The organism is Brevibacterium daeguense (assembly GCF_021729135.1).
In the GTDB taxonomy this organism is placed as follows: domain Bacteria; phylum Actinomycetota; class Actinomycetes; order Actinomycetales; family Brevibacteriaceae; genus Brevibacterium; species Brevibacterium daeguense.
In genome coordinates, this window is record NZ_JAJTWW010000020.1 from 17,784 (window position 1) to 39,416 (window position 21,633).

The following is a 21,633-nucleotide window of genomic DNA, read 5'->3' on the forward strand; positions in this document are numbered from 1 at the left end:
ATGTCGAGAATCACATGCCCAGTCCTGTCCGAAAAGGTCACCACCGCGGCTGAGGCGGCGAAGTTCATCAGCCACGGAGACAACGTGGGCATGAGCGGCTTCACCGGCAGCGGTTATCCGAAGGCGGTTCCGGGCGAACTCGCCCAGCGCATGACCGCCGCACACGCGGCGGGCGACGAGTTCACCATCGGACTGCTCACCGGTGCCTCCACTTCGCAGGAGCTCGACGGCGTGCTCGCCAAGGCCAAGGGCGTGCACCTGCGAGCTCCCTTCAACACCGACCCGGACATGCGTCGAGCCATCAACGCGGGCGACGTCGAGTTCATCGACACCCACCTGAGCCACCTCGCCCAGCAGGTGTGGTTCGGCTACTACGGGAAGCTCGATGTGGCCGTCATCGAGGTCGCCGCAGTCCTGCCCAACGGGCTGCTCGTCCCCGGCTCCTCCGTGGGCAACAACAAGACCTGGCTCGACCAGGCGGACAAAGTCATCCTCGAGGTCAACGAGTGGCACCCTCGCGAGTACGAGGGCTTCCACGACGTCTACTACGGCACCCAGCTCCCTCCGCGCCGGAACCCGATCGAGATCCTGCGACCCGACCAGCGCATCGGGGACCCCTATCTGCGCGTCGACCCCAAGAAGGTCGTCGCCATCGTGGAGACCAACGCGCCGGACAGGGACAACGCCTTCGCGCCCGTGGACGAGAAGTCGGAGGCGATGGCGGGATACCTCATCGACTTCCTCCGCCACGAGGTGCGAGCCGGACGCATGCCCGACACCCTGCTGCCCATCCAGTCCGGCAGCGGCAATGTCGCCAACGCCGTGCTCGACGGGCTGAAGACCTCGGAGTTCGAGCACCTCACCTCCTACACCGAGGTGATCCAGGACAACCTGCTGGGGCTGCTCGACACGGGCACTCTCGACTCGATCTCGGCCACCGCCTTCAGCCTCTCGCGCGAGGCAGCGGAGAACTTCAACGCGAATATCGAGTCGTACAAGGGCCGCATCCTGCTGCGCCCCCAGGAGATGTCGAACCACCCGGAGATCGTCCGCCGGCTGGGGCTCATCGCGATCAACGGCATGGTCGAGGCCGACATCTACGGGCACGTGAATTCCACCCACGTCTCCGGCTCGCGGATGCTCAACGGGATCGGCGGCTCCGGCGACTTCGCCCGCAATGCCTTCCTCAACTTCTTCGTGTCGCCGTCGACCGCCAAGAACGGGGTGATCTCCACGATCGTGCCCATGGCCTCCCACGTCGACCACACCGAGCACGACGTGCACGTTCTGGTCACCGAGCAGGGGATCGCCGATCTGCGCGGCACGTCGCCGATCAAGCGGGCCCGCCGCGTCATCGACAACTGCGCACACCCCGACTACCGGGATCGGCTGCACGACTACCTCGACCGCGCGATCGCCGCATCGAAGGGAGCCGGCCACTCGCCGCACATCCTGTCCGAGGCTCTGAGCTGGCACACCAACTTCCTCGACAGCGGCCAGATGTGACCGCAGCACGAAGGGCTGGAGTGACGCAATCCATCGCGTCACTCCAGCCCTTCGGCGTCACAGCCCGACTCTTGGCGTTACAGCCCGGCTTCCGGCGTTACCGTCCGGTGCCGTACGCGATCAGCTCGGGCGGTGCGGGAGCATGACCTCTTCGAAGTACCGCTCGCCGAACGGGTCGATGAAGTCCTCGTCCTCCATGTCGTACCACTCGTCGTAGTCGGCGAAGGTGCCCTCGTCCTTGTAGCCGAGCTCCTGGGCCACTCCGCGCCATTCCTCCATCGACGCCGGGATGTCCTGAGTCGCGCCCTCCGGAAGACGGCCCTCCTCGACCTCACCGTCGACGAGTCCCACCGACGACTCCTTGAGCCGGTCCTGCAGCTCCTGGTCCATCTCCTTGAAGGATCCGCCCTGCTCGCGCACCGTCTGGGCGGCGACATAGTTGCCGCCGAGGTCTCCGCGGCGCGACTGGATGAACTCATCCTGCATCGAGTCGAAGACCAGCTGCTGCACTGCCAGGGGCCACGAGTTCCAGGCGCTTCCCGCGTACACGCCGCCCGGCCCGCGGGCGAAGGTCACATCGGTGGTGTAGCCGATGTTCGGCGCGACCTCGATGAACCCGCCCGAGTCAGCGGCCAGGGTGGTCGACAGGGTGCAGTCGACCGTGCCCCGCTGGAGCGCCTCGAAGGTCTCCGTGTACTGCAGGGACACCGGCGAGGCATCGAGGGCGTTGAGCTGCTCGGTCTGGGCCACCGACGAGGCGCGTACCTGGTTGCCGTCCCAGTCCTCCGCGGTCGAGTGCTCCTCGGAGCACAGCGTCAACACGGCACCGGCGGCGTTGAACAGGTTCAGCGGCTCGATCCCCTGGTCGCGGAACTCATTCACGAGGTTCTCGTCGTTCCAGGTGAGTTCACCGATCGCGGCGTTCGCGGCCAGCTCGTCCACGAGCGGCGAGGTGCCGGTCAGGGTGGTGCCGGTGACCCAGGCCTGGAAGATCGGGAACTGGTCGGGCTGGTAGATCGGCAGCATGTAGGCCACGTCGACGCGGCCGTCGACCAGGGCGTCGGGAAGCTCCGTGTAGCCCGCGATGCCCTGCGCGTAGGTGGTGTCCACGGTGATCTTGCCGTCGGAGAGGGTTTCCAGGTTCTCGATGAAGGCCTGCGCGCGGTACGCCTCGGGTCCCTTCGCCGACTGCGCTGAGGGCTGGTACTTGATGGTGACCGGATCCACGTCGGCGAACGCGGCCTTGATCTCCTCGGCAGAGGCTCCGTATTCGTAGCCCTCGCCGCTGCCGCCCTCGGCTCCCGTGCCACCGCCGCCGGCCGAACCGGCACAGCCGGTGACTGCGAGCGCTGCGGCGGCCGCGCCTGCGACCACCGCAGCGGCGCGCGAACGTCGTTTGAATGTTGTCATGAGAACCCCTCGAGTCTTGCCCCGAACTCTGCGTCCGGCGCAGTCGCCTGCTCCAGGGCGCGGTCCCGGCTCTTCTGCGAGCTCGGGCCCGGCGAGACCTCCGCCGAACATCCCTGGGTGGACTACAGTATGAACGTTCGATAAGTACCCGTCAACCGCACCCGAGCCGGTCCTGAACAATCGTTAAGTTAGGATTGATCCGGACTGCACAGCATGCGCAAGGAAGGGCATACATTGACGCACTACTTCCCGCCGGGGATGCCGGAGCACCTCTCCTACCAGCCCGCCGCGGTACCCGAGGTCCTGATCGCCGCTGCCGGCAGCTACGGTGAGCGCGCCGCCGTCGTCGATGGTCCCGAGCAGCTCAGCTATGCGCAGCTCCATGCCCATGCGCTGTCCGTCGCCGCTGAGCTGCACGACGCGGGGATCGGCCCCGGCAGCGTCGTCGGCCTGCACCTGCCCAATGTCCTGCACTACTTCACCGCCTACTACGGCGCACTGCTGACCGGCGCAGCCGTCACCCTGGTCAATCCGCTGCAGCCGGCTGCCGCGCTGGCGCGTCAGCTGGCCGACGCCGGCGCCGAGGCGGTCGTCACCCACCCTGCCCACCTCGCTCCTCTGCTGGAGGCGGAGCAGGAGCTCCGTCTGTCTCGCGTGCTTATCTCCCCGTCCTCCTGGGCGGCCGGGGCCGACGACGCCCAGCTGCAGCGGGCCGCCGAGGTCATGGGCTCCGGCCCCTACCGGTCTCTCGCCGAGGTGATCGCTGCCTCGGCCCCCGACTTCGAACCGGTGATCGCCGGCCCCGATGACGTCGCCCACTACGCCTACACCGGCGGGACCACGGGCAAGTCGAAGGGTGTGCGCGTCCTTCATCGCAATGTCATCGCCAACATCACCCAGATGGCCGCGTGGCGCCTGCACTCGACCGTGGAGCGCGCCGCGGACGGCCTGCTCCGCCTGGCACCGATCCCCGATCTCGGCACCCCGTACGTGGTGCCCGGGCAGTCGGCCACCATCCAGGTGCCGCCGCTGTTCCACGCGCAGGGCCTGACGAGCGGCGGAATGTTCATGCTCGGCGGCGTCACCATCGTGCTGGCCGGCCGGTTCGACCCGCAGACCTTCGTCGAGCTGACGAACACCTGGGAGGCGGCCTACGCCTCCGGCAACCCGCCCATGTACCTGGCAGTGTCAGCCCACTGCGCCAAGACGGGCCAGACCATGCCGAGCATGAAGCTCGCGATCTCCGGGGCGGCACCGCTCGACTCGACGTCGATCGCCCGGATCGGGGTGGCGATGCCCAACGCCGTGGTCGGCGAAGGCTACGGCCTGACCGAGGCGACCTGCATGGTGACCTCCACGCCGGTCCAGCCGGGCACCGTGCAGAAGGTCGGGTCGGTGGGCATCCCGGTGTGCGACACCGAGATCGAGATCCGGGACACCACGGGCACCCGTGTCCTGCCCGACGGCGAGGAGGGCGAGCTCTGGGTGCGCGGACCGCAGGTCACCGACGGCTACAGCAACGCGCCTGAGCAGACCGCAGCGCAGTACGTCGACGGCTGGCTGCGCACGGGTGACATCGCGTCACGGGACGAGGAGGGGTTCGTCCGGATCCACGACCGCGCCAAGGACATGCTGATCTACAAGGGCTACAACGTCTATCCGCGCGAGCTGGAGGACATTGCCGCGGGCCATCCCGAGGTGGCGCAGGTCGCCGTCATCGGCAGGCCGGCGGGAGAGGCCGGGGAGATCCCCGTGGCGTTCGTCGTCGCTCGTCCGGACAGCTCGGTGACGCCGGAGTCGCTCATGGACTGGGTAGCGCAGCGGGTGCTGCCGTACCAGAAGCTCCGCGAGGTGCACCTGGTGGGCGCACTGCCGACCTCGGCGGCCGGCAAGATTCTCAAGACCGAGCTGCGCAGTCTGCTCTGAGCAGCGGGCACAGTCGGAGGTGGCAGCATGAGCGCGCAGTCCATGGTGCGGGAGATCGAGGCGGGTCGGCTCGCCCTGCACGCCGTCTGCGCCCTGTCCGTGGTCGCCGGCTTCGTCCTGTATGGCACCGGCCTGCTGCCCGCGGTACTGGCGATCGGCGGCCTGATCGGCCTCGGATCGCTGACTGCGGCCGTCGTCGAGCTGATCCGCAGCACCCGTGATCGGCCGGCGGAGGAGCCGTTCTACCCCGAGGTGGATGCCCTGCCGCAGACGTCCGTGGCCGAGTTCCGCCGCGGCGCCCACCGCCTGTACCGCACCGCCCAGATCACCACCCCCTCCTACATTCCCGCTCTCGGGATCCGCGGCGTGATCGCCTTCTTCGGCTGGATCGTGATGCTGGCTCTGGTCGAGGAGATCTTCAAGCCCGGGCGCCTGGCCGCCGGCCTGTTCTGGTTCCTGCTCGTCGGGGCGGCGACTGCCCTAGCCTTCGGGAGCAAGGTGGCCTCGAACCACCGGCAGCACACGCGCAACGCCCAGGTCCTGGCACTGGCCCGGCGGGTGGAGGACAAGCATCGCGCAGGAGAGATCCCGCTGGCACCGCCGGACTGGGACGGGCCCATCCCCAGCCCTCTCTGAGCTTTCCCGGCCGGCATTCTCGCGCCGGCGGTTCTTCCACTCCACCATGACGTGCTTCGCCGCCCCGGTTCACGCGCTCTCGCACGATAATGACAGGTGTACCCGCTGCAGCCGGCAGTGGGCAGTCTGCTGCTGCGCAGCCCGAGCTGGGAGCATGGAACATGAACTGGTCGGATTGGCTGACGCCGAGCATGTCGGTGCTCGAACTCGTCGCTCGCGGAACGATCACCTTTCTGCTGCTGTACATCCTCATCCGGATCGTCGGTCGTCGGGAATCCGGGGGCGTCGGAGTCACCGACCTCCTCGTCGTCGTGCTCATCGCGGACGCGGCGAGCACCGGCATGACCGGTGACAGCCAGACGATCGCTGACGGCTTCATCCTCGTCGTCGTCATCCTGTTCTGGAGCATCGTCATCGATGCGCTCGGCTATCGGTTCCCGCGGTTCGCACGGCTGCTGAAGTCCGGCCCGCAGCCGCTCATCGTCGACGGAAAGCTGGTCCGCAGGACGATGCGTCGGGAATTCATCACCTACGAGGAGGTCATGTCCCAGCTGCGGCTCCAGGGCCTGGAGGATCCGTCCGAGGTGCAGCGGGCCTACATCGAGCCCAACGGCAGCTTCAGCATCGTCACGAAGAAGCAGGCCGCGGACGAACCGCCGGGCAGTCACCAGCACGACTGGGGCTCCGACCAGGACTGACCCGGCACGGAGCGCAGAGATGACCCGGTATCAGAGGCCGTCGTCGCTGTCCTGCCGCGACTGTCCGGCGTCGATCTGCACGATCCCCGCTATCCCCCGTCCGATGCCTGCACCCACTCGACCAGCTCGCGCCAGGGGCCCACCAGCGAGGACTCCGGCAGCGTGATGCTGTGCTCGGGAGTCTCGATCGCGTAGACGAAGCGATCCGCCCCCGGCGAGCCGACGGCACCTGGCCGGCTCTCCTCAGCCTCATCCCACGGACAGGCGTCGAGCAGCCGGCACCAGCGGTGCTCGTCGGGCCCTTTCGGCTGCACGCTCCAACTCCGCCGCATTCCCGCGAAGCCGCCGCTGCGCGTCACCTCGATCCTCATGACAGCACCTGACTCCGGCCGGGCAGCCGGACACCCACCTCGTCCCAGGCCTGCTCAACGGCGCTGGTGACGGCAGAGCCCGAACCGAAGCGCCGTTCGGCCGCGGTGCGGGTCGCCTCCGCGAACAGGGAGAAGCTGCAGTCGGACGGCAGGTCCGCGACCGTCACGGTGTCGTACCAGACGCGTCCGACGTGCTCCCACACGTAGCCGCCCAGCGCAACCGCGGCCCGATAGAAGGCGTGGTTGGGAATCCCGGAGTTCAGGTGGACTCCGCCGCTGTCCTCCTCGGTGTCGAGATAGCCGTCCATCGTCGCCGGCTGCGGATCCCGGCCCAGCCGCTCGTCGTCGTAAGCGGTGCCGGGCGCGGCCATCGAACGGATCGCCGCGCCGCTGACCCGAGGGGTGAACAGCTCCGCACCGATCAGCCAATGCGCCTGCCCCGCGGTCTGGCTGCGGCTGTACTGCTCGACCAGCGCCCCGAACACGTCGGACACGGACTCGTGGATCGCTCCGGCCTGGCCGTGATAGGACAGCTGGGTGACGAACTGGGTCATCCCGTGCACCAGTTCGTGAGCGACGACGGACAGCGAGGCGGTGAAGCGGTTGAAGATCACCCCGTCCCCGTCCCCGAACACCATCCGGGTGCCGTCCCAGAACGCGTTCTCGTAGCGCACCCCGTAGTGGACGGTGGCCGGCAGCGGCATTCCCAGCCCGTCCATGGAATCGCGGCCGTGCACCTCGGCGAAGTAGCGATAGGTGTCGCCGAGGTGTTCGTAGGCCTCGTCGACAGCGGGGTCGCCTGTCGGGTCCTGACCCTCCGCGCGGACGAGCACACCCGGCAGCGACTCGGTGCACTGCGCATCGGAGATCCGCCTGGAGGGCGCGAGCAGGCCGGGCGAGCGCGCGGCGACGGCGGATCTGGGACGGACGGTGGGCTCCTTCGCAGCCGCGACGCGGAAGCGGTGGAGATCGTCGATCTCCCGCAGTGCCCGCCGCGCGGCCGTCGGGGCGGGGCCGGCCGACTCCTCGTCGAGTGCGGCGATCCGCCTGAGCAGATGGGGTGGAACGATGAAGTGCGTCATAAGACCTCCCGCGTGGAGGCCGACATTACAACAGCCCGCTGACACACAACAGCCCGCTGACACGGACAACGCATCGGAACGGCCCTCTTCCCGCGCTCACCTCCCGAAGGGTTCCGTCACCCGCCCGCGGCCACGCGGCGGCGTGGAGGCCTGGATTACAGTAGTGGGCAGTGCCCACCGCCAGTCGTCAACGGAGACCCCATCCATGGTGAAGAGACAGCTGCCCCGTCCGGCCGAGATCCTCGAGCTCATGCAGTTCCGGAAGTTCGAGCCCAACCCCAAGAAGCGCCGCCTGGCCTCGGCGCTGACAGTGGCAGATCTGCGCCGGATCGCCCAGCGCCGCACGCCTGCGGCCGCGTTCGACTACACCGACGGCGCCGCAGAGGAGGAGCTCTCCCTGACCCGCGCGCGGCAGGCGTTCGAGGACGTCGAATTCCATCCCGGCATCCTCACCGACGTCTCCCGCGTCGACACCTCCACCCAGATCCTCGGCGGCAGCTCCGCCCTGCCCTTCGGCATCGCCCCCACCGGATTCACCCGACTCATGCAGACCGAGGGCGAGACCGCAGGCGCCGGCGCAGCCGGAGCAGCCGGCATTCCCTTCACCCTGTCCACACTGGGCACCACCTCGATCGAGGACGTCGCCGCCGCCAATCCGCTCGGCCGCAACTGGTTCCAGCTCTACGTCATGCGCGACCGCGAGATCTCCTTCGGGCTGGTCGAGCGCGCCGCGGCTGCCGGATTCGACACCCTCTTCTTCACCGTGGACACCCCCGTCGCCGGCGCCCGCCTGCGCGACACCCGCAACGGCTTCTCGATCCCGCCGCAGCTGAGCATCAACACCGTGCTCAACGCGATTCCGCGCCCCTGGTGGTGGTGGGACTTCCTCACCACCGCCAAGCTCGAATTCGCCTCCCTCAAGGAGACCGGCGGCACCGTCGGCGAGCTCATCGACTCCGCAATGGATCCGACCATCGACTACGAGGACCTGGCCGAGATCCGCAGCATGTGGCCGGGCAGGTTCGTGGTCAAGGGCGTCCAGACCCTCGAGGACGCCAAGAAGCTCGCTGACCTCGGCGTCGACGGGATCGTGCTGTCCAACCACGGCGGCCGCCAGCTCGACCGCGCTCCGGTCCCGTTCCGCCTGCTGCCCGGAGTGGCCCGCGAGGTCGGCCGCGACACCGAGGTGATGGTCGACACCGGCATCATGTCCGGGGCCGACATAGTCGCCTCGATCGCCCTGGGCGCGAGGTTCACCCTCATCGGCCGGGCCTACCTCTACGGCCTGATGGCCGGCGGCCGGGAAGGCGTCGACCGGGTCATCGAGATCCTCGCCGACCAGGTCGAGCGCACCATGAAGCTGCTCCAGGTGTCCTCGATCGAGGAGCTCGCACCCTCCCACGTCACCCAGCTCACCCGCCTTCAGAAGGTTGAACCGACCGACTCCGCGCGGTCTACACTGGAATCATGAGTGAACCCAGCGCCAAGGTGACAGACATTCCGGAGGATGCGAACATCCTCGACGTCCGCGAGGACGACGAGTACGCGGCCGGACACATCGAAGGCGCGCAGCACATCCCGCTCGGTGATCTGCCGGCCCGCTACGGCGAGGTGCCGATGGACGAGGACGTCTACGTCATCTGCCGCACCGGCGGCCGGTCCCGGATGGCGGTCTCCTGGCTGAACCAGAACGGCTTCGACGCGATCGACGTCAAGGGCGGAATGGGCGCCTGGAACCTCGATCACGGCAAGCCGATCGTCTCAGAGACCGGCGCGGAGCCCTGGGTGAAGTAGCCTGGGGCACTTCCCGCAGGATTCAGCCGCCCCGGCCGGCGATCCCGGCAGCGGACCACATGGCGAGACATTTCGCGTCCCGGCTACTCTCGCCCACCCCGGTTTGGCACAGTGGAGCTCATGACCTCACGTGCCGGCCTCCCCGCTGAAGAATCCGATCTCGTCGACATCCCCCACCTGCTCGACGCGTATCACGACATCGTCCCGGACCCTTCGGACCCGGGCCAGCGGGTGGCGTTCGGCACCTCGGGTCACCGGGGTTCGAGCCTCAGGGGATCGTTCAACGAGGCCCATATCGCGGCCATCACCGCCGCCATCGTCGAGTACCGCTCTCGCCAGGGCTACACCGGCCCGCTGTACATCGGCCGCGACACCCATGCACTGAGCGAACCGGCGCTGCTGACCGCACTGGAGGTCCTCGCCGCCGCCGAGGTGCCCACGATGATCGACGACCGCGACGGCTACACCCCGACCCCGGTCCTCTCCCGGGCGATCCTCAAGCACAATGCCGCCCGGGGCGCCGCGCAGGGCCAGGCCGACGGCATCGTCATCACGCCGAGCCACAACCCGCCGTCGGACGGCGGGTTCAAGTACAACCCGCCGCACGGCGGACCCGCCGACTCCGACGCCACCGGGTGGATCGAGAACCGCGCCAATGAGCTGCTGGAGACCGGGTGGCGGTCCGTTCCCCGAACTCCCTTCCAACGCGCCTTCCACCTCGACAACACCACGAACTTCGACTACACCTCGAGCTACGTCGAGGACCTCGGGCTCGCCATCGACATCCCGGCCATCCGGCAGTCCGGGCTGCACATCGGCGCCGACCCGATGGGCGGGGCCAGTGTCGACTACTGGGCCGCCATCGCGGAGGCGCTCGACCTCAACCTCGAAGTGGTCAACCCGGATGTGGATCCGACCTGGTCGTTCATGACGCTCGACTGGGACGAGAAGATCCGGATGGACTGCTCCTCCCCCAGCGCAATGGCCTCCCTGATCGCCGGCCGCGACGACTACGACATCGCCACCGGCAATGATGCCGACGCCGATCGCCACGGCATCGTCACCCCCGACGCCGGCCTGATGAATCCCAATCACTACCTCGCGGTCGCGATCGACTACCTGTTCAGCCATCGCCCCCGGTGGTCCGCTCAGGCGGCTGTCGGCAAGACGCTCGTGTCCTCCTCGCTCATCGACAAGGTCGCCGCCGCCCGGGGCCGGAGGCTCTACGAGGTGCCGGTCGGATTCAAGTGGTTCGTCCAGGGGCTGCTGGACGGCTCGGTCGGCTTCGGCGGCGAGGAGTCGGCGGGGGCTTCGTTCCTCACCTTCGATGGCAAGGTGTGGACCACCGACAAGGACGGCATCCTGCTCGCGCTGCTCGCCGCGGAGATCACCGCCGTCACCGGCGACACCCCCTCTCAGCGGTTCGCCGGCCTCGAGCGGGAGTTCGGCTCCAGCGCCTACGCCCGCGTCGATGCACCCGCCACCCGGGAGCAGAAGTCCGCCCTCAAGAAGCTCAGCCCCGAGCAGGTCACCGCCGATACCCTGGCCGGCGAGCCGATCACCGCCAAGCTCACCGAGGCGCCGGGCAACTCGGCGGCGATCGGCGGCCTCAAGGTGACCACGGACAGCGCCTGGTTCGCCGCCCGCCCGTCCGGCACCGAGGACGTCTACAAGATCTACGCCGAGTCATTCAGAGGTCCGGACCACCTCGCGCAGGTGCAGCAGGAGGCCAAGGCCGTCGTCGACTCCGTGATCAGCTGACGCCGCGATGCCCTCGGCTCCGGCGGTCCGGGCACAGGGCTAGACTTCACTGGTGCTGCGCAACTACCAGGAGATCTTCGCGCTGCCCGGGGCGCTGAGATTCTCCCTCGCCGGGCTGATCGCGCGCTTCCCGATCGCCGTCCTCGGCCTGGGCATCGTGCTCTTCATCCAGGGCGTCTCCGGCTCCTACGGCATCGCCGGCATCGTCACCGCCACCTTCATGGTCGCGCAGGCGGTCACCAATCCCTTCATCGCCCGCCTCGTCGATCGGTTCGGCCAGGCCCGAGTCATGATCCCGGTGGTCATCGTCCACCTCCTGGCGCTGACGGGACTGCTCGTCACCGTCTACGCCGACTGGTGGTTCGGCCTGGTGTTCGCCTTCGCCGCCCTGGCCGGCGCGACCGTCGGCTCGCTGGGCTCGCTCGTGCGGGCCCGGTGGAACGCAGTGACCACCACGACGCGCCAGCTCGACACCGCGTTCAGCTGGGAGGCGGTGGCCGACGAGATCCTCTTCGTGTCCGGACCGGTGCTCGTCACCGCACTGGCGACCGCGGTGTTCCCGCCGGCCGGCATCCTCTTCTCGATGGCGACGACGACCATCGGCTCGGTCCTGTTCTACTCGCAGAGGTCGACCGAGCCCGTCCCGCACCGGAGCACGGGCTCCGACCGCGGGAAGGTCCTCACCAACCTCGGGATCTTCATCGTCGTCGTCGCCCAGGTGCTGCTCGGCATCAACTTCGGCGCCCTCGACGTCATCGCCGTCGCCTTCGCGGAGGAACAGGGACGGAAGGCGCTGGCCGGCCTGCTGCTGAGCGCCTTCGCAGCCGGTTCGCTGCTCGCCGGGGCGATCTACGGCGCGCGCACCTGGAAGTCGCGGGTCCACCATCGCTTCACGGTGCTCCTGGTGCTGCTCGCGGCCTCCACCTGGCTGCTCTTCCTCGGCCGCGACATGGTGAGCTTCGCGATCGTGATGTTCCTCGTCGGCCTGACGATCGCACCCACCCTCATCGCAGCCTCCTCGGTGATCAAGGAGCTCGCCCCGCCGCAGCGTCTCACCGAGGCGCTCGCGTGGATCAGCACCTCGCTCGGCTTCGGAGTCGCGATCGGCTCGGCACTGTCCGGCATCGTCATCGATGCCGCGGGCGCCCGCGCGGCCGTCATCGTCATGGTCGCCGCCTCGACCGCCTCGGCCCTGGTGGCGGTGATCTTCATCCGCGCGATGGATCCGCAGGTCAGCAGCCACACCGCCCGAGCCGGGCGCACCGTCATCGACACCTCGGACCAGTGACCCGGGAAGGACCCGGCCCACCGGCCGGCACCGGCAGAACTGCGGCCGAGCAGTGCTGTGGATCACAGAGCGCACTGAGTTACTGACCGGTTACACTTGACGAGCCGTGGCGGTCCGGCTGAGAAAGTGTCGGGCCGTCACGGCTTTCGACACCCGCCGCCCGGCCTCCTCCCCCGCAGACCCCACTAGGGTATGGCTATGCACATCCTCCTGGCCTGCGACAAATTCAAGGGCACGCTCACCGCCGCCGAGGTGCACGCCCACCTGACACCACCCCTCGCCGAGGCCGGACACCACGTCCGCTCCCTACCGATCGCCGACGGCGGGGACGGCACCGTCGCCGCCGCCGTCTCCTCGGGCTTCTCCGAGCAGCAGGCGGAGGTCACCGGTCCGCTGGGCGAGCGCGTCACCGCGGTGTGGGCACGGCGCCGGGACACCGCAGTCATCGAGATGGCGCAGGCCTCGGGCCTCGCGCTCATTCAGCCCACTCGCGGAACCGCCCTGCACTCGACGTCGATCGGCACCGGCGAGCTCATCCGCGCGGCGCTCGACGCCGGCTGCACCCGGATCGTGCTGGCAGTGGGCGGTTCGGCGACCACCGACGGCGGCGCCGGCATGCTCCGCGCGCTCGGGGTGGAGTTCCTCGACCGCAGGGGGATTCCGGTGTCGCCCGGCGGCGCAGGCCTGACGCGACTCGCCCGCGTCGATCTCAGGGGACTCGACCCGCGGCTGCGGGACGGAACCGCTCGGGTGATCCTCGCCTCGGACGTGGAGAACCCGCTCCTCGGCGACGCGGGGGCCGCCGCGGTCTACGGCCCCCAGAAGGGCGCCGTTCCGGAGGACGTGGCGCGGCTGGATGCGGCGCTCGCCGGATTCGCCGGACTGCTGGCCGACGATGAGTCCCACGCAGTGCGTCCGGGCGCCGGTGCGGCCGGCGGGGTGGGCTTCGCCGCCTTCGCGGTGCTGGGCGCGGAACCGGTGCCCGGCGCCGAGTACGTGATGGATCTGATCGGCTTCGACCAGGCGCTGGGCCAGGCTGAGCTCGTGGTGACCGGGGAGGGCCGCTTCGACGCGCAGACGCTGTCCGGCAAGGGCCCCGGCGCCGTCATCTCCGCCGCCGCCGAGGCGGCAGTGCCGGTCCGCGTCGTGTGCGGCTCGAGCGAGTTCACGGCCGCCAGCGCGGAGGTCCGCGGACTGGCCGGGCTGCACCCCATGACCGATCACGCGGACCTCGCAACCTGCCTCAGCGACCCCGGTCCGGTCCTCGAGGCGGTCGCTCGAGAGCTGGTGGGGTCGCTGAGCGGCTGAGGTCCTACTTGGCGTCGTCCTCGGTGCCCGGGAGTCCGCGGTTCTTGCGGACCAGCAGCAGGACGACCATGACGACGATCGCCAGGGCACCCACGCCCAGCAGCACGATCATCGGCGTGGACACGCCGCCGGCAGTGTTCTGCGCATCGCCCGATTCGAGCTCGCCGCGATCCTCGCTGCCCTGCTGCGGCTCCTCGTCGACCGCACCCGCTCCCAGGCCGAGACCGGTCTCGGACGGGTCACTGCTCTTGGCCGGGTCACTGCTCTCGACCTCGCCGCCGGCGCCGCTGTCGTCCTTGAGGGTGAAGGTGAACTCCCCGCTGATCGGATGGCCGTCGGAGGAGACGACCCGCCAGATCACGGAGTATTCGGCCGGCGCCAGATCGTCCGGCAGGGCGGAGGTGAGTGTCGCGCCCTCGACGGCGATCTCCCCGGCCGACACGTCCCGCTCGCCGTTCTCCATCACCTGGATCTCAGCGCCCATCTCCTGGATCTCACCGCTGAACTCGAGCTCCAGCCAGTCGGGCTGCTGCTCGAGCTCAGAGCCGTCCTCAGGATTGCTGGCGATCAGCTGATCGTGGGCAAGCGCCGCCGGGGCGAACATCAGCCCGAGGGCGACGAAGAATGAGGCAGCCAGGGCGAGGAGGGGGAATCGTGTGCTGCGAACGGTCACGGAGTACTCCAATCGATAAGCGGATTGCCTCCATTATCGACCATGGACGGCCGCCTTGGCGATGCGGCCCCGCGGCGCGCCCGGGATGTCACGATCTGCCGGTGCGGGATAGGTTGGACTGTATGAGAGAAAATTCCCTGCCCTACGGTGACCCGGCGGTCGACGCTCGGACAGATCTGTTCCGCCATGTCAACGGCGCCTGGCTCGACAGCTTCGAGATCCCGGAGGACCGCGCCGGTGACGGCACCATGCGCACCCTCTACGACGCGGCCGAGATCAAGGTCCGCGACCTCATCACCGGGCTGGCCGACGGTGAGCACGAACCCGGATCCGAGGCGCAGAAGATCGCCGCCCTGTACACCTCCTTCATGGACACCGACACCGTCACCGCGCGCGGTCTCGATCCGATCCGCGTCGAGCTGCAGAACATCGTCGACGCCTCCAGCCACTCGGAGCTGGCCAGCCTGCTCGGCAACTTCGAGCGCACCGGCGGCCCCGGCCTCGTCGGTGCCTTCGTGTCGCCGGATGCCAAGGAGTCGGACGTCTACGCCCTGTATGTCTCCCAGGCCGGTCTGCACCTGCCGGACGAGACGTACTACAAGGAGGACAAGTACGCGGAGATCCGCGAGGCGTTCAAGCGCCACGTCGCGAAGGTCTCCGAGCTGGCCGACCTCCCGGAGCATTCCGGACGCTCGCACGAGGAGCTCGCCGAGCTCGTGATGGACTTCGAGACCCGGCTGGCGAAGCACCACTGGGATCGGGTGGCCAATCGCGATGCCGAGGCGACCTACAACAAGTTCGCCCGGTTCGAACTCGACGAGCTCGCCGAGGGCTTCGACTTCGAGGCGTGGTTCGGCGGCTCCGAGACCACCGATGTCAGCCAGCTCGTCGTCTCCCAGCCGTCCTTCATGACCGGCATGGCGCTGGAATGGTCCGCGACTCCGCTGGCGGATCTCAAGGCGTGGCTCCAGTTCGGCGTCATCGAGTCCTTCGCAGGCCTGCTGCCGGAGGAGTTCGTCGAGGAGAGCTTCGACTTCTACGGCCGCACCCTGTCGGGCACCCCGACCCAGCGGGAGCGCTGGAAGCGCGGAGTGGGGCTGGTCGAGGGCATGCTGGGCGAGGCGGTCGGCAAGCTCTATGTGCAGCAGGAGTTCCCGCCGGAGTCGAAGTCAGCCATTCGGGACCTCGTCGACAAGCTCATCCGTGCCTACGAGGTCTCGATCACGAACCTTGCCTGGATGGGCGAGGACACCAAGCGGCGGGCGCTGGAGAAGCTGGCGAAGTTCACCCCCAAGGTCGGCTACCCGGACAAGTGGCGCGAGTATCCGGCAGAGATGATCGCCGACGACCTCATCGGCAACGTCAAGCGGGCCAGGGCGGCGGAGCACCAGCGGCACATCGAGCGGATCGGCAATCAGATCGATCGCACCGAATGGCTCATGACCCCGCAGACCGTCAACGCCTACTACCACCCGGTGATGAACGAGATCGTCTTCCCGGCCGCGATCCTGCAGCCGCCCTTCTTCGATCCCCATGGGTCCGACGCCGCGAACTACGGCGCGATCGGCGCGGTCATCGGGCACGAGATCGGACACGGGTTCGACGACCAGGGATCGCGCTACGACGGCGACGGCAACCTCGTGGACTGGTGGACCCCCGCGGACCGGGAGCGGTTCATGGAGCGCACCGAGAACCTCATCGATCAGTTCGACGCCCTCGTCCCCGCGGGGATCGACGACGCGCACCACGTCAACGGAGCCCTGACGGTCGGCGAGAACATCGGCGACCTCGGCGGGCTGTCGATCGCCTGGAAGGCACTCCACATCCTCGCCGAGGAGCAGGGCCGCGAGGTCACCGAGGCAGAAGGACGCGAGTTCTTCTACGCATGGGCCGGCGCCTGGCGCTCGAAATTCCGCAAGGAGGAACGCCTCCGGCGCCTGAGCGTCGACCCGCACTCCCCCGAGGAGTTCCGGTGCAACCAGATCGTCAAGAACATGGACGCCTTCGTCAAGGTGTTCGATGTGCGGCCGGGCGATCCGATGTACCTGGAGCCGGAGGAGCGGGTCAGCATCTGGAGCTGACCCTCCCGATCAGCTGCCGGCAGCCTCCTGCCCGGCGGCAGCCTCCTGCTGGCCAGCGGCCTCCTGGGCCGCGAGCCATTCGGCCACGCGACGGGAGCTCTCCGCCTCGGACAGGTCCTCGACGCGGGACATGATCGACCACCGCACGCCGAACGGGTCGCGGATGGAGGCGAACCGGTCCCCGGACACGAAGGTGCCCACGGGTTCGCGGATCGTCGCCCCTGCCTGTTCGGCGCGCGCGACGGTGTCATCGACATCCTCGCAGTAGAGACCCATCGAAAGGCAGTCCTCGTCGCCCTCGGGCATCGGCACGAGGCCGAAGCTCGGATTGGGCTCGCCGAGCTGCAGCCTGCCGCTGCCGAAGTCGAGCTCCGCGTGGACCACGACGCCGCCCAGCTCGGAGACGTCCACGATCCGGGCGCCGAACACCGACCGGTAGAACTCGATCGCGTCGCGGGCATTCGGGACGGCCAGGAACGGGGTCAGGCTCGTGGATCCGTGCGGAATCCCCCTGGTGGTGTGCTCTCCGGTGACCCCTCGCTGGGGTGTTGTGTCTGCATTCATGCTTCGACACTACGATCGCCCGTCCGCCGCTGCCTTGAAGATTCGCGACAGCTTCGCTCCGCCGGCGGGCTCCTCGGCTCTTGTCGGCCCCTTCGCCGCAGGTCTACCGTGAACACATGGACTCGGTCGAGGAGTGGGTCCGGCGGGAGCCTGCTCCGGCGCTTCGAGGACTGATCGACGACTACGTGGGATACCGGCTGCTCGGTCAGCCGCCGGCCGTGCACCGGGGCCTGCCGTCCCGGCACATGACGTTCATCATCAGCATCGGCACCCCGATCGACGTGGTCCGGCAGACGAACGCGGCCCAACCGCCCGAGCGCTACCGGACGGTGATCAGCGGACTCCAGGCCTCCTCGGCGCTCATCGCCCACAGCGGCAGCCAGGAAGGCGTGGCGATCAGCCTGTCCCCGCTGGGTTCGGCGGCCCTGCTGCGCCTGCCGGCCGCCGAGCTGTGGGATCTCTTGTGCGCTTCGAGCGCGCGGTCGGCCTGCTGCGCGCGGCCTGCCGCGGATCCGGGATGACGCCGACCGAAGTGGCCCTCGCCTGCGGCTACGCCGACCAGGCCCATCTCTGCCGCGAGGTCGCCCAGCTGGCCGGCTGCAGTCCCGGGCAGCTCATCGCCGGAGACGTTCCAGTCGCTCCCGAGGCCTTGTGACCCTCACCGCGGTTCCGTTAGGTTGGCGCCAGGGCGCCTTGCGTCCGGAGCAGATTCCGCCGGTCCGGCGCCCCGATCCCACCGACGCAACGAAGCGAGGGAGCGCACGTGAAGATCCCGATCACCCTGGAGGTCGACGGTGAGCCGCGCGAGCTCTCGGTCGACACCCGCACCACTGTCCTGGACGCCCTGCGCGAGCGGCTGGGAGTCACCTCCCCGAAGAAGGGCTGCGATCACGGCCAGTGCGGCGCATGCACCGTCCTCCTCGACGGCAGCCGGGTGAACTCCTGCCTGCTGCTGGCCGTGGCCGCCGACGGCTGCGCGATCACCACCGCAGCCGGCCTGGGAGCCGGGGCCGCGCTGCACCCGATGCAGCAGGCGTTCATCGAGCACGACGGTTTCCAGTGCGGCTACTGCACGCCGGGCCAGATCTGCTCGGCCGTCGGCATGCTCGCCGAGGCGGCCGCCGGCCACCCCAGCCACGTCACCGCTTCCGCGTCCGCGTTCGAGTCGGACGGCGAGGACGGCGAGGACGGCGAGGACGGCGAGGTCCTCCTCACCGATGACGAGATCCGCGAGCGGATGAGCGGCAACATCTGCCGCTGCGGGGCCTACGTCAACATCCGCGCCGCGATCAGCCAGGCCGCGGCCCACGCAGCCGGCGCCGATCGGAGCGCCGTACCCCACCCGCACTCGCGGCCGGCCGAGGAGGGCGCCTCGTGAATCCCTTCGACTACGCACGTGCCACTGACATCGACGGCGCCGTCACCGCCGTCGCTGCACGCCCCGGCGCCGCCTTCCTCGCCGGCGGCACCAACCTCGTCGACCACCTCAAGCTCGGCGTCGCCAGTCCGGAGGCGCTGATCGACATCCGCCGGCTGCCGCTCGATGAGGTCACCGAGCTGCCCGACGGCGGGGTGCGCGTCGGGGCCACCGTGACCAACAGCGAGCTGGCCGCCCACCCGCTGATCCGGGAGCGCTTCCCCGCCCTGTCCCAGGCGCTGCTGTCGGGTGCCTCGGGTCAGCTGCGCAACCTCGCCACGACCGGCGGCAACCTGCTGCAGCGCACCCGGTGCGTGTACTTCCAGGACGTCACCACCCCGTGCAGCAAGCGCGAGCCGGGCAGCGGGTGCTCCGCGCTCGACGGCTACACCCGCTACCACGCGATCCTCGGCGCCTCGGAGCACTGCGTCGCCGTGCACCCCTCCGACATGGCGGTGGCGATGCTCGCCTATGACGCCGTCGTGGTGACGACCGGTCGGAACGGTGAGCGCCGGATCCCGCTGGCCGAATTCCATCGCCTGCCGGGCGATGAGCCGTCGCGTGACACGGTGCTCGAGCATGGCGAGCTCATCACCGCCGTCGAGCTGCCGGCGCGGTGGTCCGCAGACATCGGGGCCGGCCAGGAACGCCTCCGGTCCACCTACCGCAAGGTCCGCGACCGCGCCTCCTACGCCTTCGCGCTGGTGTCGGTGGCGGCGGTCGTCGAGCTGGCGGCCGAGGACAGCGGGGCAGCCGACGCCGCACCGCGCATCGCCGACTGCCGCATCGTGCTCGGCGGAGTCGCCCACCGCCCGTGGCGGGCGGAGCGCGCCGAAGACGTCCTCCGCGGCGCACCCGCCGCCGAGGACGCGTTCCGCCGGGCCGCCGAGGCGGAGCTCGCCGCCGCCCGGCCGCTGCGGGACAACGCCTTCAAGATCCCGATGGCCCGCAGCACTCTCGTGGCGGTGCTCCGCGAGCTCACCGCGGGACCTCACGATCAGGAGCCGGCGCGATGAGCATCACCGTCTCCCCGTCAGCGACGAACGCGGGACTGACCCGGATCGACGGCCCAGCGAAGGTCACCGGCACCGCCGCCTACGCCTTCGAGCAGCCCGTCGAGAGCCCCCTCTACCTCCACCCCGTGCAGGCGACGATCGCGCGCGGGTCCGTGCGCTCCATCGACACCTCCCGCGCCTCCTCCCTCTCCGGCGTCGTCGATGTCATGACGCACGAGAACGCGCCCCGGCTGGCCGACGCCTCCGACGCCGAGTACGCGATCCTGCAGGGTCCCGAGATCGGGTTCCGCGGGCAGTTCCTCGCGGCCGTGGTCGCTGACACGCCGGAGATCGCCCGGCACGCGGCCGGCCTGGTCACCGTCGACTACGAGGTCTCGGAGCACGACGCGGAGCTGCGGTGGGACCATCCGGAGCTCTACGCCCCGGAGCAGGTCAACGCGGGCAAGGCCACCGACACCGCCACCGGTGACGCGGACGCGGTGCTGGAACAGGCGGCGGTGAAGCTCGATCGGATGTATTCGACCCCGTGGGAGAACAACAATCCGATGGAGCCCCACACCACGATCGCGCTGTGGAACGACGAGGGACTGACGCTCTACGAGTCGACCCAGGGAGTCCATCCCGTCCGAATGGCGATCGCGCCGGTGTTCGGGCTGCCCCCGGACGACGTCCACGTCATCGCCCCGCACGTCGGCGGCGGCTTCGGGTCCAAAGGCCTCCCCCACGCCAACCTCGTGCTCACCGCACTCGCCGCCCAGCGGCTGCGCGGCCGGGCAGTGAAGTTCGCGCTCACCCGGCAGCAGATGTTCTCCGTGGCCGGGTACCGTTCGCCGACCATCCAGCGCGTGCAGCTCGGCGCCGACCCGAGCGGTCGGCTGGCGGCACTCGCCGTCGACGTGGTCGTGCAGACCTCCCGGATCAAGGAGTTCGTCGAGCAGGCGGCCTCGCCGGCGCGGATGATGTACGCCGCCGAGCACCGGCGCACCTCCCACCGGGTGGCCGCGCTCGATGTCCCGATCCCGTCATGGATGCGCGCGCCCGGCGAGTGCCCCGGGATGTTCGGCCTCGAGGTCGCGATGGACGAGCTCGCCGAGGAACTGGGGCTCGACCCGATCGAGCTGCGCGAGCGCAATGAGCCGGAGATCGACCCGGAGACCGGCAAGCCGTTCGCCAACCGCAGGCTGCTCGACTGCTTCCGGCTGGGCGCGGAGCGGTTCGGGTGGGACCGGCGGAACTCCCGGCCCGGGAGCCGCTGGGAGGGGCGCCGGCGCCTCGGCATCGGAGTGGCGTCCGCGACGTACCCGTACATGCGGCAGCGGGCCAGCTCGGCGCGCATCCGCTACGAGGGCGAGGGGGTGTACGCCGTCCACATCGGAGCAGCGGACCTCGGCACCGGCACCTGGACCACCCTGACCCAGATCGCGGCCGAATGTCTCGACGTCGGCGTCGAGCAGATCCGGCTGCAGATCGGCGACTCAAGCCTGCCGATGGCGACCGTGGCCGGCGGGTCATCGGGCACCGCCAGCTGGGGCAGCGCGATCCTGGCCGCGGCGGGCAGGTTCCGCGAGGAGCACGGCACCGCGCCCGAGGCGGGGGCCGAGGTCCGAGTCAGGTCACCCAGGCAGCTGGAGACCGAGGGCCTGTCCATGCATTCGTTCGGCGCGCACTTCGCCGAGGTGTCCGTCGACGCCGACACCGGGGAGATCCGGGTCGACCGGCTGCTCGGGGTGTTCTCGGCGGGGCGGATCATCAACCCGCGCACGGCTCGCTCCCAGTTCCTGGGCGGGATGACGATGGGGCTGGGCATGGCGCTGCACGAGCAGAGCGTGATGGATCCGCGCTTCGGCATCGTCGTCAACCACGACCTCGCCGAATACCACGTGCCGACCAACGCCGACGTGCGGGACATGGAGGCGGTGTGGCTCGACGAGTTCGATGAGCATGTCGGGCCGCTGGGCGCTCGGGGCATCGGGGAGATCGGGATCGTCGGGACGGCCGCTGCGATCGCCAACGCCGCCTGCAATGCCACGGGGATCCGCGTGCGCGATCTGCCGATCACCCCGGACAAGCTGCTCGGCTGACGTCCCCGGGCGGATCCTCCT

The 21,633-nt window shown here is 69.4% G+C and carries 20 protein-coding genes; 15 read left to right on the plus strand and 5 right to left on the minus strand.

Annotation, left to right across the window (positions count from 1 at the left end):
• Nucleotides 1–1,506, plus strand: a complete 1,506-nt coding sequence (gene scpC, locus LXN01_RS13820; RefSeq protein WP_236865993.1) for a succinyl-CoA:acetate CoA-transferase ScpC — start codon at nt 1–3, stop codon at nt 1,504–1,506.
• 120 nt (nt 1,507–1,626) lie between these two features.
• Here scpC and LXN01_RS13825 read toward each other — a convergent pair whose 3' ends face one another.
• Nucleotides 1,627–2,916 carry a type 2 periplasmic-binding domain-containing protein gene (locus tag LXN01_RS13825; RefSeq protein ID WP_236865994.1) on the minus strand — a complete coding sequence of 430 codons (1,290 nt, stop codon included), beginning with the start codon at nt 2,914–2,916 and terminating at the stop codon, nt 1,627–1,629.
• Between the two features lie 234 nt (nt 2,917–3,150).
• On the opposite strand from LXN01_RS13825, the gene LXN01_RS13830 reads away from it, so the two are divergent.
• From LXN01_RS13830 to LXN01_RS13840, 3 genes are all read left to right on the plus strand, one after another.
• Nucleotides 3,151–4,842, plus strand: a complete 1,692-nt coding sequence (locus LXN01_RS13830) for a class I adenylate-forming enzyme family protein (RefSeq protein WP_236865995.1) — start codon at nt 3,151–3,153, stop codon at nt 4,840–4,842.
• A 27-nt stretch (nt 4,843–4,869) separates the two neighbouring features.
• Nucleotides 4,870–5,478: a hypothetical protein gene (locus LXN01_RS13835; RefSeq protein WP_236865996.1), complete on the plus strand. Its 609-nt coding sequence runs from the start codon at nt 4,870–4,872 to the stop codon at nt 5,476–5,478.
• Between the two features lie 161 nt (nt 5,479–5,639).
• Complete coding sequence (locus tag LXN01_RS13840; protein WP_236865997.1) at nt 5,640–6,176, plus strand: DUF421 domain-containing protein; 537 nt, start codon at nt 5,640–5,642, stop codon at nt 6,174–6,176.
• 89 nt (nt 6,177–6,265) lie between these two features.
• Here LXN01_RS13840 and LXN01_RS13845 read toward each other — a convergent pair whose 3' ends face one another.
• Both LXN01_RS13845 and LXN01_RS13850 read right to left on the minus strand, forming a co-directional pair.
• The gene (locus tag LXN01_RS13845; RefSeq protein WP_236865998.1) at nt 6,266–6,547 is read right to left on the minus strand and encodes a protealysin inhibitor emfourin; all 282 of its coding nucleotides are present in this window, start codon (nt 6,545–6,547) and stop codon (nt 6,266–6,268) included.
• Nucleotides 6,544–7,629 carry a M4 family metallopeptidase gene (locus tag LXN01_RS13850; RefSeq protein WP_236865999.1) on the minus strand — a complete coding sequence of 362 codons (1,086 nt, stop codon included), beginning with the start codon at nt 7,627–7,629 and terminating at the stop codon, nt 6,544–6,546. The genes LXN01_RS13845 and LXN01_RS13850 overlap by 4 nt, the downstream gene beginning before the upstream one ends.
• Before the next feature lie 205 nt (nt 7,630–7,834).
• On the opposite strand from LXN01_RS13850, the gene LXN01_RS13855 reads away from it, so the two are divergent.
• The 5 genes from LXN01_RS13855 (at nt 7,835) to LXN01_RS13875 (ending at nt 13,780) form a co-directional block, all read left to right on the plus strand.
• Nucleotides 7,835–9,100 (plus strand): alpha-hydroxy acid oxidase, encoded by a 1,266-nt coding sequence (locus tag LXN01_RS13855; protein ID WP_236866000.1) that lies wholly within the window; start codon nt 7,835–7,837, stop codon nt 9,098–9,100.
• Entirely contained in the window at nt 9,097–9,423 is a 327-nt protein-coding gene (locus tag LXN01_RS13860) for a rhodanese-like domain-containing protein (protein WP_236866001.1), read from the plus strand. The genes LXN01_RS13855 and LXN01_RS13860 overlap by 4 nt, the downstream gene beginning before the upstream one ends.
• Nucleotides 9,424–9,543: 120 nt before the next feature.
• The gene (gene pgm, locus LXN01_RS13865) at nt 9,544–11,184 is read left to right on the plus strand and encodes a phosphoglucomutase (alpha-D-glucose-1,6-bisphosphate-dependent) (protein WP_236866002.1); all 1,641 of its coding nucleotides are present in this window, start codon (nt 9,544–9,546) and stop codon (nt 11,182–11,184) included.
• Nucleotides 11,185–11,236: 52 nt separating this feature from the next.
• Nucleotides 11,237–12,472, plus strand: a complete 1,236-nt coding sequence (locus LXN01_RS13870; RefSeq protein ID WP_236866003.1) for an MFS transporter — start codon at nt 11,237–11,239, stop codon at nt 12,470–12,472.
• Nucleotides 12,473–12,670: 198 nt separating this feature from the next.
• Nucleotides 12,671–13,780 (plus strand): glycerate kinase, encoded by a 1,110-nt coding sequence (locus tag LXN01_RS13875; RefSeq protein ID WP_236866004.1) that lies wholly within the window; start codon nt 12,671–12,673, stop codon nt 13,778–13,780.
• A gap of 4 nt (nt 13,781–13,784) precedes the next feature.
• On the opposite strand, the gene LXN01_RS13880 is transcribed toward LXN01_RS13875, so the two are convergent.
• On the minus strand, nt 13,785–14,453 hold the full coding sequence (locus LXN01_RS13880; RefSeq protein WP_236866005.1) for a copper resistance CopC family protein: 669 nt from the start codon (nt 14,451–14,453) through the stop codon (nt 13,785–13,787).
• Nucleotides 14,454–14,575: 122 nt separating this feature from the next.
• Between LXN01_RS13880 and LXN01_RS13885 the strand changes: the two genes are divergently transcribed.
• The gene (locus tag LXN01_RS13885) at nt 14,576–16,534 is read left to right on the plus strand and encodes a M13 family metallopeptidase (RefSeq protein WP_236866006.1); all 1,959 of its coding nucleotides are present in this window, start codon (nt 14,576–14,578) and stop codon (nt 16,532–16,534) included.
• Between the two features lie 9 nt (nt 16,535–16,543).
• Here LXN01_RS13885 and LXN01_RS13890 read toward each other — a convergent pair whose 3' ends face one another.
• Nucleotides 16,544–17,098, minus strand: a complete 555-nt coding sequence (locus LXN01_RS13890) for a VOC family protein (RefSeq protein WP_236866007.1) — start codon at nt 17,096–17,098, stop codon at nt 16,544–16,546.
• Nucleotides 17,099–17,214: 116 nt separating this feature from the next.
• Here LXN01_RS13890 and LXN01_RS13895 point away from each other — a divergent pair, with 116 nt between their 5' ends.
• From LXN01_RS13895 to LXN01_RS13915, 5 genes are all read left to right on the plus strand, one after another.
• A complete protein-coding gene (locus LXN01_RS13895; protein WP_236866008.1) occupies nt 17,215–17,619 on the plus strand; it encodes a DUF6597 domain-containing transcriptional factor in 405 nt (134 codons plus the stop codon).
• Nucleotides 17,616–17,753 (plus strand): hypothetical protein, encoded by a 138-nt coding sequence (locus LXN01_RS13900; RefSeq protein WP_236866009.1) that lies wholly within the window; start codon nt 17,616–17,618, stop codon nt 17,751–17,753. The genes LXN01_RS13895 and LXN01_RS13900 overlap by 4 nt, the downstream gene beginning before the upstream one ends.
• Nucleotides 17,754–17,861: 108 nt before the next feature.
• On the plus strand, nt 17,862–18,476 hold the full coding sequence (locus tag LXN01_RS13905) for a 2Fe-2S iron-sulfur cluster-binding protein (RefSeq protein ID WP_236866010.1): 615 nt from the start codon (nt 17,862–17,864) through the stop codon (nt 18,474–18,476).
• Nucleotides 18,473–19,531, plus strand: coding sequence for an FAD binding domain-containing protein (locus LXN01_RS13910; RefSeq protein WP_236866011.1), 1,059 nt, complete (start codon nt 18,473–18,475; stop codon nt 19,529–19,531). The genes LXN01_RS13905 and LXN01_RS13910 overlap by 4 nt, the downstream gene beginning before the upstream one ends.
• On the plus strand, nt 19,528–21,612 hold the full coding sequence (locus tag LXN01_RS13915; RefSeq protein WP_236866012.1) for a xanthine dehydrogenase family protein molybdopterin-binding subunit: 2,085 nt from the start codon (nt 19,528–19,530) through the stop codon (nt 21,610–21,612). The genes LXN01_RS13910 and LXN01_RS13915 overlap by 4 nt, the downstream gene beginning before the upstream one ends.
• Nucleotides 21,613–21,633 lie beyond the last annotated feature (21 nt).

Bases quoted from the DNA above. Each gene is read 5' to 3' on its own strand.
- scpC (WP_236865993.1), top strand. From the start codon at position 1: ATGTCGAGAATCACATGCCCAGTCCTGTCCGAAAAGGTCACCACCGCG.
- LXN01_RS13825 (WP_236865994.1), bottom strand. From the start codon at position 2,916: ATGACAACATTCAAACGACGTTCGCGCGCCGCTGCGGTGGTCGCAGGC.
- LXN01_RS13835 (WP_236865996.1), top strand. From the start codon at position 4,870: ATGAGCGCGCAGTCCATGGTGCGGGAGATCGAGGCGGGTCGGCTCGCC.
- LXN01_RS13840 (WP_236865997.1), top strand. From the start codon at position 5,640: ATGAACTGGTCGGATTGGCTGACGCCGAGCATGTCGGTGCTCGAACTC.
- LXN01_RS13845 (WP_236865998.1), bottom strand. From the start codon at position 6,547: ATGAGGATCGAGGTGACGCGCAGCGGCGGCTTCGCGGGAATGCGGCGG.
- LXN01_RS13850 (WP_236865999.1), bottom strand. From the start codon at position 7,629: ATGACGCACTTCATCGTTCCACCCCATCTGCTCAGGCGGATCGCCGCA.
- LXN01_RS13855 (WP_236866000.1), top strand. From the start codon at position 7,835: ATGGTGAAGAGACAGCTGCCCCGTCCGGCCGAGATCCTCGAGCTCATG.
- LXN01_RS13860 (WP_236866001.1), top strand. From the start codon at position 9,097: ATGAGTGAACCCAGCGCCAAGGTGACAGACATTCCGGAGGATGCGAAC.
- pgm (WP_236866002.1), top strand. From the start codon at position 9,544: ATGACCTCACGTGCCGGCCTCCCCGCTGAAGAATCCGATCTCGTCGAC.
- LXN01_RS13875 (WP_236866004.1), top strand. From the start codon at position 12,671: ATGCACATCCTCCTGGCCTGCGACAAATTCAAGGGCACGCTCACCGCC.
- LXN01_RS13885 (WP_236866006.1), top strand. From the start codon at position 14,576: ATGAGAGAAAATTCCCTGCCCTACGGTGACCCGGCGGTCGACGCTCGG.
- LXN01_RS13890 (WP_236866007.1), bottom strand. From the start codon at position 17,098: ATGAATGCAGACACAACACCCCAGCGAGGGGTCACCGGAGAGCACACC.
- LXN01_RS13895 (WP_236866008.1), top strand. From the start codon at position 17,215: ATGGACTCGGTCGAGGAGTGGGTCCGGCGGGAGCCTGCTCCGGCGCTT.
- LXN01_RS13900 (WP_236866009.1), top strand. From the start codon at position 17,616: ATGACGCCGACCGAAGTGGCCCTCGCCTGCGGCTACGCCGACCAGGCC.
- LXN01_RS13915 (WP_236866012.1), top strand. From the start codon at position 19,528: ATGAGCATCACCGTCTCCCCGTCAGCGACGAACGCGGGACTGACCCGG.